The sequence below is a fragment of the Stackebrandtia nassauensis DSM 44728 genome, from assembly GCF_000024545.1.
Taxonomy (GTDB): Bacteria; Actinomycetota; Actinomycetes; order Mycobacteriales; family Micromonosporaceae; genus Stackebrandtia; species Stackebrandtia nassauensis.
The window spans coordinates 2,456,779-2,471,832 of the sequence record NC_013947.1 but is presented as its reverse complement, the minus strand read 5'-3'; the positions used below and the strand labels follow the sequence as shown (position 1 = coordinate 2,471,832).

The window sequence follows — 15,054 nt, the reverse complement described above, 5'->3', positions numbered from 1 at the left end:
TCCTTAGATGGGGAATTGTTTGTGGCGGCCCCGCAGGGTGATCCAGCGCGTCTCACTGAACGCCTCGATGCCGTGTCTGCCGCCGAAGCGGCCGTGGCCGGAGTCCTTCACGCCGCCGAACGGCGCCTGGGGTTCGTCGTCGATGGACTGGTCGTTGACGTGCACGATGCCGGTGCGCAGGCCGCGCGCCACTTCCCAGCCCCGGGACAGGTTCTCGGTGAGCACTCCGGCGGTGAGCCCGTACGGGCTGGCGTTGGCCAGCGCGACGGCCTCGGCGTCGGAGTCGACCGGCAGCACCGTGCACACCGGACCGAAGATCTCCTCGTTGTGCAGCGGCATGTCCTCGGTGACGCCGGTGACGACGGTCGCCGGATAGCAGGCGCCGTCGGGGGTGCCGCCCCCGGCGGCCAGGGCCGCACCCTGTCGCACCGCGCCGTCCACGAGAGACGCGACCCGTGCGGCGGCGTCGGTGTCGATGAGGGGTCCCAGCGCGTTGGCCGGATCGCCGGGGTCGCCGCAGCTGAGGTTCGCGGCGCGGGCCGCGATCCGTTCGGTGAGTTCGGCGGCGATCGAGCGGTGTGCCACCACGCGATCGGCCGACATGCAGATCTGACCGGAGTTGAAGTACGCCGAGAAGGTCACCGCCCTGGCGGCGTAGTCGAGGTCGGCATCGTCCAGCACCAGCAGCGCGTTCTTGCCGCCGAGCTCCAGCACCGCCGGGGTGAGGCTTTCGGCTGCCAGGGCGGCGATGCGGCGTCCGGCCATCGTGGAGCCGGTGAAGTTGACGCGGCGCACCCGGCGGTCGCCGACGAGGGTCGCGGCCACGTCCGCGGCGTCGGCGGGGTCGTTGCTGATGACATTGAGGACGCCCGGCGGCAGTCCGGCGTCGATGAGTGCCTCGGCGATGAACAGGCCGCTCGCCACCGGGGCCTTCTCGCTCGCCTTGAGCACCACGGTGTTCCCGGCGGCCAGTGGCGCGGCGATCGCGCGGCAGCCCAGGATGAGCGGGGCGTTCCAGGGCGCGAAGGCGGCCACCACCCCGGCGGGTTCGCGCACCGACAGCGACATGACTCCGGGGGCGTCGGTGGCCAGGACCTCGCCGATGGGACGAGTCGCCGAGGCCGCCGCCTCCCGCAGCATCGCCGCACCCAGTTCGGCGTTGAAGCCGGCCCAGCCGGCGGTGGCACCGGTTTCGGTCGCCATGAGCTCGATCGCCTGCTCGGCACGGGATGCGAGGGTGTCGGCGGCGCGCCACAGGATGTCGCGCCGTCGTGAGGGCGAGGTGTCGGCCCAGTCGCGACCGGCGCGCTCGGCGGCGTCGACCGCGGCGGTCACGTCGGACTCGGCCGCGGCGGCGACGGTGGTGAACACCTCGCCGGTGTAGGGGTTGGTGTCGGGTGTGGATCGTCCGGAGGCCGCAGGCGTGGGCTGGTTGTCGATGATGAGCGCACGTTGTTCGGTCATGTCACTCGCCTTGTTCGCTATACAAACATGCGTCTATTTTTCGATACTATGGGGCGCCTGGTGGACGAGTCAAGGCCCTCGAAACGGTTGACCGCAGCCACATCGGGCAAGTATCGTCCGATATATGAATTGATGTTCGTGTATCGAACGCGAGAAGGAACCCATGACCGCGCTGCTTCCGCTCACCGAAGCCGTCGCCGAACTGATCGCCGACGGTGACACCGTCGCGTTGGAGGGCTTCACCCACCTGATCCCGTTCGCGGCGGGCCACGAGATCATCCGGCAGCGCCGTCGCGACCTCACGCTGGTGCGAATGACCCCCGATGTCGTGTACGACCAGCTGATCGGCGCCGGGTGCGCGCGGCGACTCGTGTTCTCCTGGGGCGGCAACCCCGGAGTCGGTTCACTGCACCGGTTCCGCGACGCGGTCGAGAACGGCTGGCCGTCGGCTGTGGACATCGAGGAGCACAGCCACGCGGGCATGGCCAACCGCTACGTCGCCGGGGCCTCGGGGCTGCCGTTCGCGGTGCTGCGCGGCTACGCCGGCACCGACCTGGCCCGGCACACCGGCACCATCAAGCCCATCGACTGTCCGTTCACGGGCGAGACGCTCGCGGCGGTCCCGGCGCTGCGTCCCGACGTCACCGTCGTGCACGCGCAGCGCGCCGACCGCGACGGCAACGTGCAGCTGTGGGGAATCACCGGCGTGCAGAAGGAAGCGGTGCTGGCGGCGCGGCGGTCCCTGGTGACGGTCGAGGAGGTCGTCGACGAGCTGCGGCCCCGGCCCGGCGCGACCGTGCTGCCGTCCTGGGTGGTCACGGCGGTCGCGCACTGTCCGGGCGGCGCGCATCCGTCCTACGCGCACGGTTTCTACGAGCGCGACAACGACTACTACCTCGCCTGGGACGCCGTGTCCCGGGACCGGGAAGCCTTCACCGCGTGGCTGTCGCAGCGGCTGGGGGTGGCTCCAGCGAGCGAGCGTAGCGAGCGAGCCAGACAGCACAGTAGCGCCGCGAATGCGTCCGCCGAGCGCAGCGAGGCGGGGCCATGAGCCACACGACCGAGGAGATGATGACGATCGCGGCGGCGCGGGCCCTGCCCGACGGCGCGACCTGCTTCGTCGGCATCGGCCTGCCCAGCACGGCGGCGAACCTGGCCCGGCACACCCACGCGCCCGAACTGGTGCTCATCTACGAGTCCGGGACCATCGGCGCCAAACCGGCCCGACTGCCGCTGTCCATAGGCGACGGTATCCTCGCCGAGACCGCCGACGCGGTGGTCAGCGTCCCGGAGATCTTCAACTACTGGCTCCAGGCGGGACGCATCGACATCGGGTTCCTCGGCGCGGCCCAGATCGACCGGTTCGGCAACATCAACACCACCGTCATCGGCGCCGACTACCAGCGCCCGACGGTCCGGCTGCCCGGAGCCGGTGGGGCGCCGGAGATCGCGGCCTCCAGCAAGGAGGCCATCGTCGTGTTGCGACAGTCGAAGCGGTCGTTCGTGGACCGCGTCGACTTCGTCACCTCGGCGGGATTCGGTACCGGGCCGGGCTTTCGGCAACGGCACGGCCTGCGCGGCGCCGGTCCCACCACCGTCATCACCGACCTGGGCGTCTACGCGCCCGACCCGGCGACCAGCGAACTGGTGTTGACGCGGCTGCACCCCGATGTCACGGTGGAGCAGGCGAAAGCCGCCTGCGGCTGGGAGTTGTCGGTGCCCCGAGACCCGGCGCGCACCCCACCGCCGTCCGAGGCGGAACTGGCCGCGCTGCGTGCCCTGAAACCGAGCCCGAAGGCAGCATCATGACCCCACTCCCCCGCTACGAAGACGACTCGGCCGTCCAACCGCCGTACCTGTGGCCGGACTACCGGTCCACGCTGCTGCGGGCGCCGTCGCGGCCGCTGGTGCCGCTGCGGCAGTCCCTCACCGAGATCACCGGCCCGCTGCTGGGGACCGACGCGGTGGCCCCCGGCGACGCCGACCTGACCACCGGGCACACCGGAGAACCCTTGGGACAGCGCATCATCGTGTCCGGGCGAGTGCTCGACTCGAGCGGCCGCCCGGTGCCGCACACGCTCGTGGAGGTGTGGCAGGCCAACGCCTCGGGTCGGTACCGCCACGACCTGGACCGTCACCCGGCGCCGCTCGACCCGAACTTCACCGGCGCCGGACGCACCCTCACCGACGCCCAGGGCCACTATCGTTTCGTCACCGTCAAACCCGGCTGCTACCCGTGGAAGAACCACCACAACGCCTGGCGTCCGGCGCACATCCACTTCTCGCTGTTCGGGCAGGCGTTCACCCAGCGACTGGTGACCCAGATGTACTTCCCCGGCGATCCGCTGTTCGACACCGACCCGGTCTACGCCTCGGTACCGGAAACCGCGCGGCGGCGCATGATCGCGGCGTTCGACCTCGATGCCACGGTGCCCGAACGAGCGCTCGGCTACCGCTTCGACATCGTGCTGCGCGGGCCCCGGGCGTCCATATTCGAGGATGATGCGGCATGACGACACCATCGCAGACCGTCGGCCCGTTCTTCGGCTTCGCGCTGCCGTGGCCCGACGGCCCCTACGCGGCGCCGCCGGACACGCCCGGCCTGATCACGGTGCGCGGTGTCGTCCTGGACGGAGCGGGCGCACCGGTGCCCGACGCGCTGATCGAGACCTGGCAGGCCGACCCGGACGGGCGCTTCGACCACCCCGACGACCCGCGTGGCTGCCAGACGTCGGCGGCCCGCTGGTTTGCCCGTTGCCCTACCGATGACAATGGACGGTATGCGGTCCACACCGTCAAACCCGGCCCCGTGTCCGACGGCGAGGAGCGGCACGCCCCGCATCTGAACGTCACGGTGCTGGCGCGGGGGCTGTTGCGGCACTTGGTGACCCGGATGTACTTCCCCGACGAGTCCGAGGCCAACGGCACGGACCCGGTCCTGTGTGGCCTACCGGAACCGGAGCGGGCCGTCACGTTGATCGCGGTGCCGGACGGGGACGGGCTGCGATTCGACATCCGGCTGCGAGGTGACCATGAGACCGTCTTCTTCGCCGTCTGAGTGGGGCGAGCCGAGCATCGCGCCGCCGGTCGACGCGAGCGATCCGTTCGCCGTTGTGTTCGGCGATCCTCGGGTGGACCAGGCTTGCGGGACAGACGGCTGGTTGGGCGCCATGCTGGACGCCGAGCGGGCGCTGGCCGAAGCGCTCGCCGAGGCGGAGCTCGTTCCGGTCGCGGCGGCCAAGGCCATCGGGGAGGCTTGCCGGTCCGGGGGCGTCACCAGTGCGGTGTTCGCACACGCTTCGTCCGCATCTCCGGTGGTGCCGCTTGTGAACACGCTCGCCGAAGCCGTGCCGCTGGAGGTTCGCGGCTGGGTGCACTACGGCGCGACCAGCCAGGACATCATGGACACCGCGATGATGCTGGTGGCGCACCGTGCCACCGCCGTCATCGTCGACAATCTCGCCCACGCGGCCGAAGCCGCCGCATCGCTGACCGAGCGGCACCGCGACACGCTCCTCATCGGACGCACTCTCGGCCAGCACGCCGCCCCCACAACCTTCGGAGCGGTGGCCGCCGGTTGGCTGAGCGGCATCGACGCGGCCCGCGACCAGCTTCGCTCCGCCCGCTTTGAGCTGGCCGCGCAACTGGGCGGGCCCGTCGGCACCCTGGAACCCTATGGCACGCAAGGGTTGCGGGTGCTCGCCGACTTCGCCCACCGGCTGGGGTTGGCCGATCCCGGCCTGCCCTGGCACACCGAGCGAACCCGCGTGACCCGGCTGGCGTCGGCGCTGGCCACGGGCGCGGGGACGCTGGCGAAGGTCGCCCACGATGTGTCGGTCCTCGGCTCCAGCGATGTCGGCGAACTGCGAGAGGGCTCCGGCGGCGGCTCCAGCGCGATGCCCCACAAGCACAATCCGGCCGACAGCGTCCTGGTGCTGGCGAACGTGCGCCGCACCCCCGGCCTGGCGGCCACGATGTTCGCCGCGCTGGAGTCGGAACTGCAACGTCCGGCGGGGGCCTGGCAGTCGGAATGGCAGACGCTGTCGCAACTGTTGCGCTGCTGCGGCGGTGCGAGTTCGCGCGCTTCGTCGCTGCTCAGCGGCCTGCGCGTCGACACCGGCCGGATGCGCTCCCATCTGGACGCGACCGGTGGCCTGCTGCGGGCCGGAGCAGTTGCCGACCAGCTGGCCCCGGCTCTCGGCCGCCGCGAGGCTCACGAGCTCATCGCCGATCTGGCCGCCCGAGCCGAGACAGCCACGTTCGACGGCCAGTCAAGCGCAGCGGACCACAAGCCGCCTGGGTGGGCCCAGCTCGGTGACCAGTCCGAGCGCCCCGACCAGCCAAGCGCACCCCACGGCCCTCCGGGCGCGGGCCAAGCCACCTTCCGCGAGTTCCTCGACGCCGACCCGACCGTCACCGCCCACCTCACGGCGGCCGAGCTGGACGCCGCCTGCGATCCGACCGCCTGCCTTCCCGCCGCGCGGGCCCTCGTCGATCGGGCCCTCGCACGACATCGAGCCCAGGAGGAGCCATGACCGTGGACCTGCACTACGAGCTCACCGGCCCCGAGCGGGCGCCGGTTCTGGTGCTGTCACACGCTCTCGGGCTCGACGCGGGAATGTGGACGTCGCTGACCGCCCGGCTGGGTTCGCGGTTCCGGTTGCTGCTGGCCGACACCCGGGGGCACGGCGGTTCCCCCGCCCCGTTGGGGCCGTACTCGATCGCGGAGCTCGGCGCCGACTATCTGCGGCTGTTCGATCGGCTCGGCCTCGCGCGGGTGTCGTGGTGCGGGCTGTCGCTGGGCGGCATGATCGGCATGTGGCTGGCCGCCAACGCTCCCGAGCGGATCGACCGGCTCGTGTTGTGCTGCACCGCGTCCCGATTGCCGCCGCGTGAGGGGTGGACCGACCGGGCCACCGCCGTGCGGTGGGCCGGTACCACCGCCGGACTGGTGGACAAGAGCCTGGATCGCTGGCTGTCGACCCCGTTTCGGCGGTCCCACCCCGAGATCGCCAACCGCTGTGCCAGCACGCTGCTCACCTGCGATGTCGAGGGCTACGCCGGGTGCTGCGAGGCGATCGGGAACCTGGACCTGCGTGAGGACCTGTCGCGGATCACCGCCCCCACGCTGGTGCTGTCGGGAATGGACGATCCGATATGCACGATCTCCATGTCGGCCACGCTGGCGGGTTCGATCCGGGGCGCCTCGCTGCTGGCGGTGCCCGGACGGCACCTGGCCGTCGTCGAGGCCGCCGACCGCTGCACCCCCGCGCTGCTCGACCATCTCATCGACCCGGAACGGGAGGCGGCATGACCCCGCGCCAGGAAGGCAACCAGACCCGCCGCGAGGTGCTGGGCGACGCGCACGTCGACCGCGCCGAAGCGTCCGTCACGTCGTTCAACGCGGACTTCCAGGACTTCATCACCCGTTACGCGTGGGGCGAGATCTGGACCCGCCCCGGGCTGGACCGGCACGTGCGCCGACTGGTCACCATCGCGATGCTGGCCGCGCTGGGGCGCGACGAGGAGCTGGACATGCACATCCGGGCCGCCCTCGACGACGGCGTCACGGCCGAGGAACTGTCCGAACTGCTGATGCACGTGGGGGTGTATGCCGGACTCCCCGCCGCGAACCGCGCCTTTACGATCGCTGGGCGAACGCTGGCCGAGCGGGAATCCACAGGCAGGGGCGATACATGACCGAACAGTCGCAGGCGAGCCCGGACTACGTGCAGTCGCTGGCGCGCGGGCTGGCCGTCATCAAGGCCTTCGACGCCGACCATCCACAACTGACGCTCAGCGACGTGGCCCGCCGCACCGGCCTGACCCGTTCGGCGGCGCGGCGGTTCCTGTTGACCCTCACCGAACTGGGCTACATCGGCAGCGACGGGCGCCAGTTCTCGCTGCGGCCCCGGGTGCTCGAACTGGGGTACTCGTACCTGTCGAGCCTGAGCCTGCCCGAGGTGGCGATGCCGCACCTGGAGCGGCTGTCGGCCAGCGCCCACGAGTCAGCCTCGGTGGCGGTGCTGGACTCCGACGAGGTCGTGTACATCGCGCGGGTGCCGACCAAGCGCATCATGACCGTGGTCATCGCCATCGGCACCCGGTTCCCTGCCTACGCCACTTCCCTGGGACGGGTGCTGCTGGCCGGGCAGAGCCGCGACTGGCTCGACGGCTACCTGGCCGGGGTCAAGCTGCGTCCGCTGACGCCGCACACGATCGTGGACCGGGAGGAACTGCGCGCCGAGCTGGATCGGGTGCGGGAGCAGGGTTTCGCGCTCGCGGACCAGCAGCTCGAGGAGGGGTTGCGGTCCATGGCGGCGCCGATTCGCGACGCCACCGGCGCCGTGGTGGCGGGGGTGAACGTCTCGGCGCACATCAGCCGGGGCAGCGGGGAGGCACTGCACGAGGAGCTGCTGCCGTTGCTGCTGGACGCGGCGGCGTCCATTGAGGCTGACCTGCGCGACATCGGACGCGGTCCCGGCTGATCACACGTCGAGGTCGAAGTGGGCGGCCAGTTCCCGGCGGCCCAGGTCGGTGACGCGCAGCCCTCGATGGCCGGGATCGCGGTGCCGCAACCAGTCCAGGCTCAGCAGTCGCGCACAGATCGCCGCCCCCAGTGCCCCCGCCAGGTGTTCCTGCCGTTCGGTGAAGTCGAGGCAGGACCGGGCGAAGACCCGCCGCCGCATCCGGGCGGCCGCCACGTCGATTCCCAGTTCGCCCAGCCGGTCGCGGCCGGTGTCGGTCAGGTCGAGCCCGGCCGCCGTCTGCGTCAGGGCCCCGGATGCCAGCAGCCACCGGTGAATCCCGACGCCGACGCGTCCGGCGAGGTGGTCGTAGCAGGTTCGCGCGGTCAGCAGCGCCGCGTTGCGTCGCGACTGCCGCAGCGAGGTCACCGGTCGGCTCGGGGCCAGCAGCGCCAGGGCTTCCAGTGCCTGCGCGACCTCCGGTGAGGCCAGCCGGTAGTAGCGGTGCCGTCCGGCCGCGACGGTCGCCACCAGTCCCGCGGACCGCATCCGCGCCAGGTGCTCGCTCGCGGTGGCCGCGGCGACCCCGGCGACGCGGGCCAGCTCCCCTGCCGCGAGCGCCCTGCCGGTCAGCAGGGCGTCCAACATGGCCGTGCGGGCGGGTTCGCCGATCAACCGGGCGATTCCGGCCACATCAACCTCGCCACCAGGGCCGGGTTCAGGCATGACTTCACGGTAGCGCGGACACGTTTCGGCCGCCGCCGAAACGTTAGCCGCATAGCGTCGCGGGCATGACCAGACACCTGACTTTCGACCCCGCCGCGCCGGTCTCCCGCCCGGACGTGGACGACTCCCCGGTGACCGGGCTGGTCCCGGATTCGGTGCGGTACGTGCTGGAGCGCGCCGAGACCTGGCTGGGCTGGGACGGCACGGCGGTGCTGTCGGACGGCAACGCGTGGACGCCGCACAAGGCGCTGCGCCGCGTCGGCGACCACCTGATCGACCATCTGGCGGAGATCGAATGCCGGCTGGCGGGGATGCCGACGATCCCGGATCGCTGGCACGGCCGCAAACTCACCCTCGACGGCGACTGGGCCCGGTTCACCGAGGCCGACCTCGACGAGGCCACGAGTCGGCTGGGCCGACTGGCGGTCTGGTACGAGGCGCGGATGTCCGCACTGGACGACAACACGCTGGACCACCGTCCCGACCCGGACACCTGGACGATCCGCGAGGTGGTCCACCACGTCGCCAACGTCCGCTACTACGCCGACCAGCTCGACGAACCGGCCTGACGACCTCAGCCGACCTTGGCCTCTGCGGAGGTGAACTCGGCCGAGCGCTCCTCCTCGATCATGCGGTGCGCCAGCTCGTCCACCGCCCGGTCCAGGGCGGCCCGATCCACCGGGTCGGTGATGTCCCAGTCGTCCAGGTGGGTGTCGAGCCAACGCCGCAACGCCGCCACCAAGGTGGTCATCTCGGCCTCACCGGCCTCGGTGAGCCGCATCCGGTCTCCGTCCACTGCGATCAGTCCCGCTTCGACGCACGCGTCGAAGGTCGGCAACAGCACCTCGGGCGGCAGCCGGTGTGCCCGAGCCATTCCGGCGAGGGTCGCCGCGCCGCTGACCCGGGTGCGGACGTAGATCTGCGTCAACGCCCAGGCGCGTTCCGGCGGCAGCGTGCTGCCGGATTCGGCCAGTACCTGGCGGCCGAGGTCGGGGTGTTCGCGGCGGATCACCTTGGCCAGCGACCGGGCGAGGCGTTCCCGGTTGGCGGATCCGTCGGGAGCGGCGAAGCCCTCCCCCAGGTCGACCACCGAGGCGCGGGCCGAGTCGCGCAACGGCACCTCCTTGAGGAACCAGGAGACCGCGAAACCCAGGATCGCGACCGGGACCACCCAGAAGAACACGTAGTCCACTGTGTCGGCGTAGGCGTCCACGATGGGCCGGATCGTGTCGTCGGGGAGTTTGTGCAGCGCTTCGGGACTGGCCACGGCCTCGGGGTTGACGCCGGGCGTCTGACGGTAGGCGTCGGCGAGCCGGGAGGACAGGTCGTTGGAGTACAGGGTGCCGAAGATCGCGGTGCCGAAGGCGCTGCCCAGGGTGCGGAAGAAGGTGACGCCGGACGTGGCGGCGCCCATCTCGTGGTACGGGACGGTGTTCTGCACCGCGATGGTCAGCACCTGCATGGCCAAACCGATGCCCAGTCCCAGGATCAGCATGTACACCGATTCCAGGTAGACGCCGGTGTCGGCGTTCATGGTGGACATCAGGTACAGCCCCAGCGCCATCACGGCGGTTCCCGCGATGGGGAAGACCTTGTACCGTCCGGTGCGGCTGACCACGCTGCCCGACAGCATCGAGGTGGCCAGCAGCCCGGCGACCAGCGGCAGGGTGCGCAGTCCCGAGGCGGTGGCCGAGACTCCGTCCACATACTGCAGATACGTGGGCAGGTAGGTCATGGCGCCCAGCATCGCGAAGCCGACGATGAAGCTGAGGATCGCCGAGACGGTGAAGACCCGGCTACGGAACAGGTGCATCGGCAGGATGGGTTCGGCGGCGCGCAGTTCGGCGAACACGAACAGCACCAGCATGAGCGCGGAACCGGCGAACAGTCCGATGATCTCGACGGAGTCCCAGGCGTACTCCTCGCCGCCCCATTCCAGGGCCAGGATCAGGCCCGAGGATCCCAGTGCCACCAGGATCAGGCCGACGTAGTCGACCAGCGGACGCGCCGCGGCCTTGACCGAGGGGATCGTCCACGCGGCCATGGCGACCATGACCACCGCGACCGGGACGTTGACGTAGAAGCACCAGCGCCAGGACAGGTGGTCGGTGAACAGGCCGCCCATCGTGGGTCCCAGCACGGTGGTCACGCCGAAGACCGCGCCCATGGCGCCCTGGTAGCGGCCGCGGTCACGCAGCGGGATGACGTCGGCGATCAGGGCCATCGCGGTGACCATGAGCCCGCCGCCGCCCAGGCCCTGGATCGCGCGGGCCACGATGAGGAAGACCATGTCGCCGGACAGTCCCGCCAGCGCCGAACCGGCGACGAAGACGATGGCCGAGATCTGGAAGACGATCTTGCGTCCGAACAGGTCGCCGAACTTGCCGACCACGGCGGTGGCGATGGTCTCGGCCAGCAGGTAGGCGGTGACGACCCAGGCCATGTGCCCGGCGCCGCCGAGGTCGGCGACGATGGTGGGCAGCGCGGTGGCCACAATGGTCTGGTCGAGTGCGGCCATCAGCATGCCCAGCATGATGGTGACGAACACGATGTTCATGCGGCCGCGCGACAGCATGGGTGTGGATAGCGCGGTGTCCTCGGCCGTCGTCATGACCGTCCCCCGTGTCCGATCCGGCTGGTGTACACCGTGGACCTTAGCGGGGGCGCCGCATCATCTTCGGGAAACGGCGCGCGAAACCGGAAGACTTCGGGTGCCGCGGGGTCGGACCCGGAATATTAAATTCAGTTAACTATTACTTATTCCAGACATTCACATATTTCGTTAGCGTGTCATCGCGGCCGGAGAACCCGGCCGTCCACCAGGACTACCTGGTGTGGAGCCCGTGTGCCCGACATCGGCTCACATCCCAGAAAGGTCACTACCGTGAACCTCCGCAGAACCCTCGCCGCGCTCGGCGCCGGGGCCCTGACCGTCACCGCGGTCGTGGGCGCCTCGCCGTCGGCATGGGCGGATTCGGCCCCCAGCCACGAGGACGCCCGCGCCTCGCTGGTCGGCAAAGTGGACGGCGGCATCCTGTCCGCCATGCGCGCCGAGTTCGGCCTGACCACGTCCGAAGTGTACGACCGGCTGGCGTCGGAGTCCGTCGCCGCCGAGGTCGAGGACCGCGCCCAGAAGGCGTTCGGCGGCTACTACGCCGGAACCTGGCTGGCCGACGACGCCACCAGACTGGTCGTGGCCGTCACCGACGACGCCTACGTGTCCGAAGTCGACCGGCTGGGCGCCGAAGCCAAGGTGGTCAAGGATTCGCTGGCCGACCTCAACACCGCCCACATCGCCCTCGACCGGCTGTCGCACGGTAAGGACGTGCCCGACACCGTGCACGGCTGGTACTCCGACGTGAAGGCCAACACCGAGGTCGTGGTCGCCGACAGCCGGGCCGCCGGTCGCGACTTCGCGCGTGCCGCGGGGCTGTCCGCCTCCGACGTCACCGTCAAGGTCAGCCGCCAGCAGCCCCAGCCGTTCGCCGACATCGTCGGCGGCAGCGCCTACAACATCAACGGTTCCTCGCGCTGCTCGGTCGGCTTCTCGGCAACCCACCCCAGCTACGGCGACGGCTTCCTGACCGCCGGACACTGTGGACGCACTGGCGCCTCGATCACCGGCGGCACCGGGCAGGGCGGCTCGTTCCGCTATTCGCAGTTCCCCGGCACCGACTACGCGTGGGTCGAGGCCGGTTCCGGCTGGACCGTGGCCCCGCGCGTGAACGGCAGCTCGGCGCAGGTCGCCAACGGCACCGAGGCCGCCGTGGGCGCGTCGGTGTGCCGCTCCGGTTCCACCACCGGATGGCACTGTGGAACGATCAGCGCCAAGAACCAGTCGGTCAGCTATCCGCAGGGGACGGTGTCCGGCATGACCCGCACCACGGTGTGCGCCGAACCCGGTGACTCCGGCGGCTCGTACATCTCCGGCGGCAGTGCCCAGGGCATGACCTCCGGCGGCTCCGGCAACTGCAGCTCCGGCGGCACGACCTTCTTCGAGCCGCTGACCCGCGCGATCGCCAACACCGGCACCACTCTGACCACCACCGACGGTGGCCCGGGTGATCCGGGCGAGACCACCTGGAAGGCCAACACGAGCTACCAGGTCGGCGCCCAGGTCGTCTACAATGGCGTCAGTTACCGGTGCCGGATCGCCCACACCTCCTACCCCGGCTGGGAACCGCCCAACACCCCGGCCCTGTGGGAACGCATCGGTTAACACCACATCCGCCCCGCCCGGTAACCGGATATTGGGCCTTCGGTCATCGGGCGGGGTCAGGTCTGCCCGCGTCAGTCGCTCGCGGACAGTCCCAGAATCCCCGCCAGGCAGTCGATCTGGAGATCGAAGGCCACGTCGCGGTCTTCGAGGACGTTGTTGAACTGTCCGAAGAGCTCGAAGTTGACCCAGCCGTACAGGCCGGTCCACGCCGAGACGGCGCGGGCGATCGTCGCGTCGGACACGTCGGGGATGACCTCCCGGACCTGCTGAGCGTCGGCGGCGAAGGACGCGGGCGGTTTCAGCTCCGGGCCCGTCGGGGCCAGCGCCCCGGCTTTGTCCGCTTCGGACACTATCGTCCCGAACACGGCGGTGTCGCGCACGGCGGCGGGGACGGTGTCCATGGGGGCCTCGTAGCCGGGAACCGGGGAACCGTACAGCAGCGCGTACTCCTGCGGGTGTTCCAGCGCCCAGGTCCGCACCGCGCGGCACACCGCCCGCCAGCGTCCGAAGTAGTCGGTGCGTTCACACGCGGCGTCGGCGTCCTCGACCGCCTGGCCGACGGCGTTGTAGCCGTCGATGATCAGCGCGGTGAGCAGATCGTCCTTCGTCGGGAAGTACCGGTGGATCGCCGAGGAGACCATGCCGAGTTCGCGGGCGACCGCCCGCAACGACAGTCCGGCGGCCCCGGTGTCGGCCAGCTGGGCGCGGGCCGCGGTGACGATGTCCGCGGTCAGTGCGGCTCGGGCGCGTTCGCGAGCCGTGGGTATGGCTGCCATGAGACCACGATAACAGAGCAGTGCACAAAAAAGTGAGCACCGCTCTTGACAATGCCGGATTCCTGAGAGAGCATTGCTCTCAAAGCGAAGCACTGATCTTAAATCGGAGTCGTCATGAGAGCCCTCGAGAACGCCAACTCGCTGCTGATGTTCCTGCTCGAACTGGGCGTCCTGGCCGCCGTCGGCTACTGGGGCCTCACCCTGGCCACCTCACTGTGGCTGCGCATCCTCGTCGCCGTCGGCGGCATCGCCGTCTTCGTCACCGTCTGGGCGCTGTTCGGCGCCGCCGCCGACGCCACCTACCCTGCTGAGGGCATCTGGCGCGCGGCACTGGAGATCGGCTGGTTCGGCGGCGGTGCCACGGCACTGGCACTGGCGGGACGCACGACTCTGGCCGTGATCTTCGCGGTTCTCTTCATCATCAACGCCGCGCTGCGGCTGTACTGGAAGTAGGTCAAGACCATGGCAAAGCACGTCATCGCCGGAGCCGGACAGGTCGGTTCGCAACTGGCGCTCGCACTGGCCGAACGCGGCCACGAAGTCATCCTCGTCAGCCGCTCCGGTTCCGGTCCCGAGACCGTGACGCGGGTGGCCGCCGACGTCGCCGACGCCGACCGGCTCGCCGAGCTGTGCGAAGGCGCCGTCGCGCTCTACAACTGCGTCAACCCCGCCTACCACCGCTGGCTCACCGACTGGCCGCCCATGGCCGCCGGGATGCTGGCCGCCGCCGAACGCAGCGGCGCCGTCTACGTCATGCTCGGCAACCTGTACGTCTACGCCGAGCCCACCGCCCCGATGCGCGAGACCGACCCGCTGGCACCCACCAGCGCCAAGGCCGAAGTGCGGGCACAGATGTGGCGCGACGCCCTCGCCGCCCACGAGGCCGGACGCATCCGGGCCACCGAGGTGCGCGCCAGCGACTACTACGGCCCCAGCTGCAAGGACCAGTCCCACCTTGGCGAGCGCTTCATGCCGCTGCTGCTGGCGGGCAAGACCGTCCAGTTCGCCGGCGACCCCAGCCAGCCGCACAGCTGGACCTACGTCCCCGACGTCGTCCAGGCGCTCATCACCGCCGCCGAGGACGAACGCGCCTGGGGCAAGGCCTGGCACGTGCCCACCGCCCCACCCCGCACGGCCCGCGAACTCGCCGCCGACGTCTGCCGCCTCGAAGGCATCCCCAACCCCGGCGTCAAGGCCATCCCCGGTCTGCTGCTGAGCGTCGGCGGCCTGTTCTCGCCGATGATCCGGGAACTGCGACACGTGCGCTACCAGTTCATCCGCCCCTTCGTCGTCGACTCCTCCGCCTTCGAGACCACCTTCGGCGTCGCACCCACCGATATGGACGAAGCCCTCAAGGCCACCGTCGCGGCCTGGCGCGAGTCCTGATCCACCGCACCGGAGA

The 15,054-nt window shown here is 70.5% G+C and carries 15 protein-coding genes and 1 pseudogene; 12 read left to right on the top strand and 4 right to left on the bottom strand.

The window, feature by feature from the left end:
• Nucleotides 1–3: 3 nt before the first annotated feature.
• Entirely contained in the window at nucleotides 4–1,464 is a 1,461-nt protein-coding gene (locus SNAS_RS11480) for an aldehyde dehydrogenase family protein (protein ID WP_013017587.1), read from the bottom strand.
• A 163-nt stretch (nucleotides 1,465–1,627) separates the two neighbouring features.
• On the opposite strand from SNAS_RS11480, the gene SNAS_RS11475 reads away from it, so the two are divergent.
• From SNAS_RS11475 to SNAS_RS11440, 8 genes are read left to right on the top strand one after another with little or no spacing between them, the layout of a single operon-like run.
• On the top strand, nucleotides 1,628–2,515 hold the full coding sequence (locus tag SNAS_RS11475) for a CoA transferase subunit A (RefSeq protein WP_013017586.1): 888 nt from the start codon (nucleotides 1,628–1,630) through the stop codon (nucleotides 2,513–2,515).
• On the top strand, nucleotides 2,512–3,273 hold the full coding sequence (locus SNAS_RS11470) for a CoA-transferase subunit beta (protein ID WP_013017585.1): 762 nt from the start codon (nucleotides 2,512–2,514) through the stop codon (nucleotides 3,271–3,273). The genes SNAS_RS11475 and SNAS_RS11470 overlap by 4 nt, the downstream gene beginning before the upstream one ends.
• Nucleotides 3,270–3,977, top strand: coding sequence for a protocatechuate 3,4-dioxygenase subunit beta (pcaH, locus tag SNAS_RS11465; protein ID WP_013017584.1), 708 nt, complete (start codon nucleotides 3,270–3,272; stop codon nucleotides 3,975–3,977). The genes SNAS_RS11470 and pcaH overlap by 4 nt, the downstream gene beginning before the upstream one ends.
• Entirely contained in the window at nucleotides 3,974–4,522 is a 549-nt protein-coding gene (gene pcaG / locus SNAS_RS11460) for a protocatechuate 3,4-dioxygenase subunit alpha (protein WP_013017583.1), read from the top strand. The genes pcaH and pcaG overlap by 4 nt, the downstream gene beginning before the upstream one ends.
• Nucleotides 4,497–5,999 carry a lyase family protein gene (locus SNAS_RS11455; RefSeq protein WP_013017582.1) on the top strand — a complete coding sequence of 501 codons (1,503 nt, stop codon included), beginning with the start codon at nucleotides 4,497–4,499 and terminating at the stop codon, nucleotides 5,997–5,999. The genes pcaG and SNAS_RS11455 overlap by 26 nt, the downstream gene beginning before the upstream one ends.
• Entirely contained in the window at nucleotides 5,996–6,778 is a 783-nt protein-coding gene (locus tag SNAS_RS11450; RefSeq protein ID WP_013017581.1) for an alpha/beta fold hydrolase, read from the top strand. Before SNAS_RS11455 ends, SNAS_RS11450 begins: the two co-directional genes overlap by 4 nt.
• Entirely contained in the window at nucleotides 6,775–7,164 is a 390-nt protein-coding gene (pcaC, locus tag SNAS_RS11445) for a 4-carboxymuconolactone decarboxylase (protein WP_013017580.1), read from the top strand. The genes SNAS_RS11450 and pcaC overlap by 4 nt, the downstream gene beginning before the upstream one ends.
• Nucleotides 7,161–7,952 carry an IclR family transcriptional regulator domain-containing protein gene (locus SNAS_RS11440; RefSeq protein WP_013017579.1) on the top strand — a complete coding sequence of 264 codons (792 nt, stop codon included), beginning with the start codon at nucleotides 7,161–7,163 and terminating at the stop codon, nucleotides 7,950–7,952. The genes pcaC and SNAS_RS11440 overlap by 4 nt, the downstream gene beginning before the upstream one ends.
• Here the strand turns inward: SNAS_RS11440 and SNAS_RS11435 are convergent, their stop codons facing one another.
• Nucleotides 7,953–8,657 (bottom strand): ArsR/SmtB family transcription factor, encoded by a 705-nt coding sequence (locus tag SNAS_RS11435; protein ID WP_041624780.1) that lies wholly within the window; start codon nucleotides 8,655–8,657, stop codon nucleotides 7,953–7,955. It lies immediately after the preceding gene.
• 65 nt (nucleotides 8,658–8,722) lie between these two features.
• On the opposite strand from SNAS_RS11435, the gene SNAS_RS11430 reads away from it, so the two are divergent.
• Nucleotides 8,723–9,226 (top strand): DinB family protein, encoded by a 504-nt coding sequence (locus SNAS_RS11430; RefSeq protein ID WP_013017577.1) that lies wholly within the window; start codon nucleotides 8,723–8,725, stop codon nucleotides 9,224–9,226.
• A gap of 5 nt (nucleotides 9,227–9,231) precedes the next feature.
• On the opposite strand, the pseudogene SNAS_RS11425 reads toward SNAS_RS11430, so the two are convergent.
• A pseudogene (locus SNAS_RS11425) lies at nucleotides 9,232–11,283 on the bottom strand (MDR family MFS transporter); the annotation flags it as partial.
• Nucleotides 11,284–11,541: 258 nt separating this feature from the next.
• On the opposite strand from SNAS_RS11425, the gene SNAS_RS11420 reads away from it, so the two are divergent.
• Nucleotides 11,542–12,876 (top strand): carbohydrate-binding protein, encoded by a 1,335-nt coding sequence (locus tag SNAS_RS11420; RefSeq protein WP_041624778.1) that lies wholly within the window; start codon nucleotides 11,542–11,544, stop codon nucleotides 12,874–12,876.
• A 71-nt stretch (nucleotides 12,877–12,947) separates the two neighbouring features.
• Here the strand turns inward: SNAS_RS11420 and SNAS_RS11415 are convergent, their stop codons facing one another.
• Nucleotides 12,948–13,652 carry a TetR/AcrR family transcriptional regulator gene (locus tag SNAS_RS11415; RefSeq protein WP_013017574.1) on the bottom strand — a complete coding sequence of 235 codons (705 nt, stop codon included), beginning with the start codon at nucleotides 13,650–13,652 and terminating at the stop codon, nucleotides 12,948–12,950.
• Nucleotides 13,653–13,766: 114 nt separating this feature from the next.
• Between SNAS_RS11415 and SNAS_RS11410 the strand changes: the two genes are divergently transcribed.
• Both SNAS_RS11410 and SNAS_RS11405 read left to right on the top strand, forming a co-directional pair.
• Entirely contained in the window at nucleotides 13,767–14,105 is a 339-nt protein-coding gene (locus tag SNAS_RS11410) for a YrdB family protein (protein ID WP_013017573.1), read from the top strand.
• Between the two features lie 9 nt (nucleotides 14,106–14,114).
• The gene (locus tag SNAS_RS11405) at nucleotides 14,115–15,038 is read left to right on the top strand and encodes an NAD-dependent epimerase/dehydratase family protein (RefSeq protein ID WP_013017572.1); all 924 of its coding nucleotides are present in this window, start codon (nucleotides 14,115–14,117) and stop codon (nucleotides 15,036–15,038) included.
• Nucleotides 15,039–15,054 lie beyond the last annotated feature (16 nt).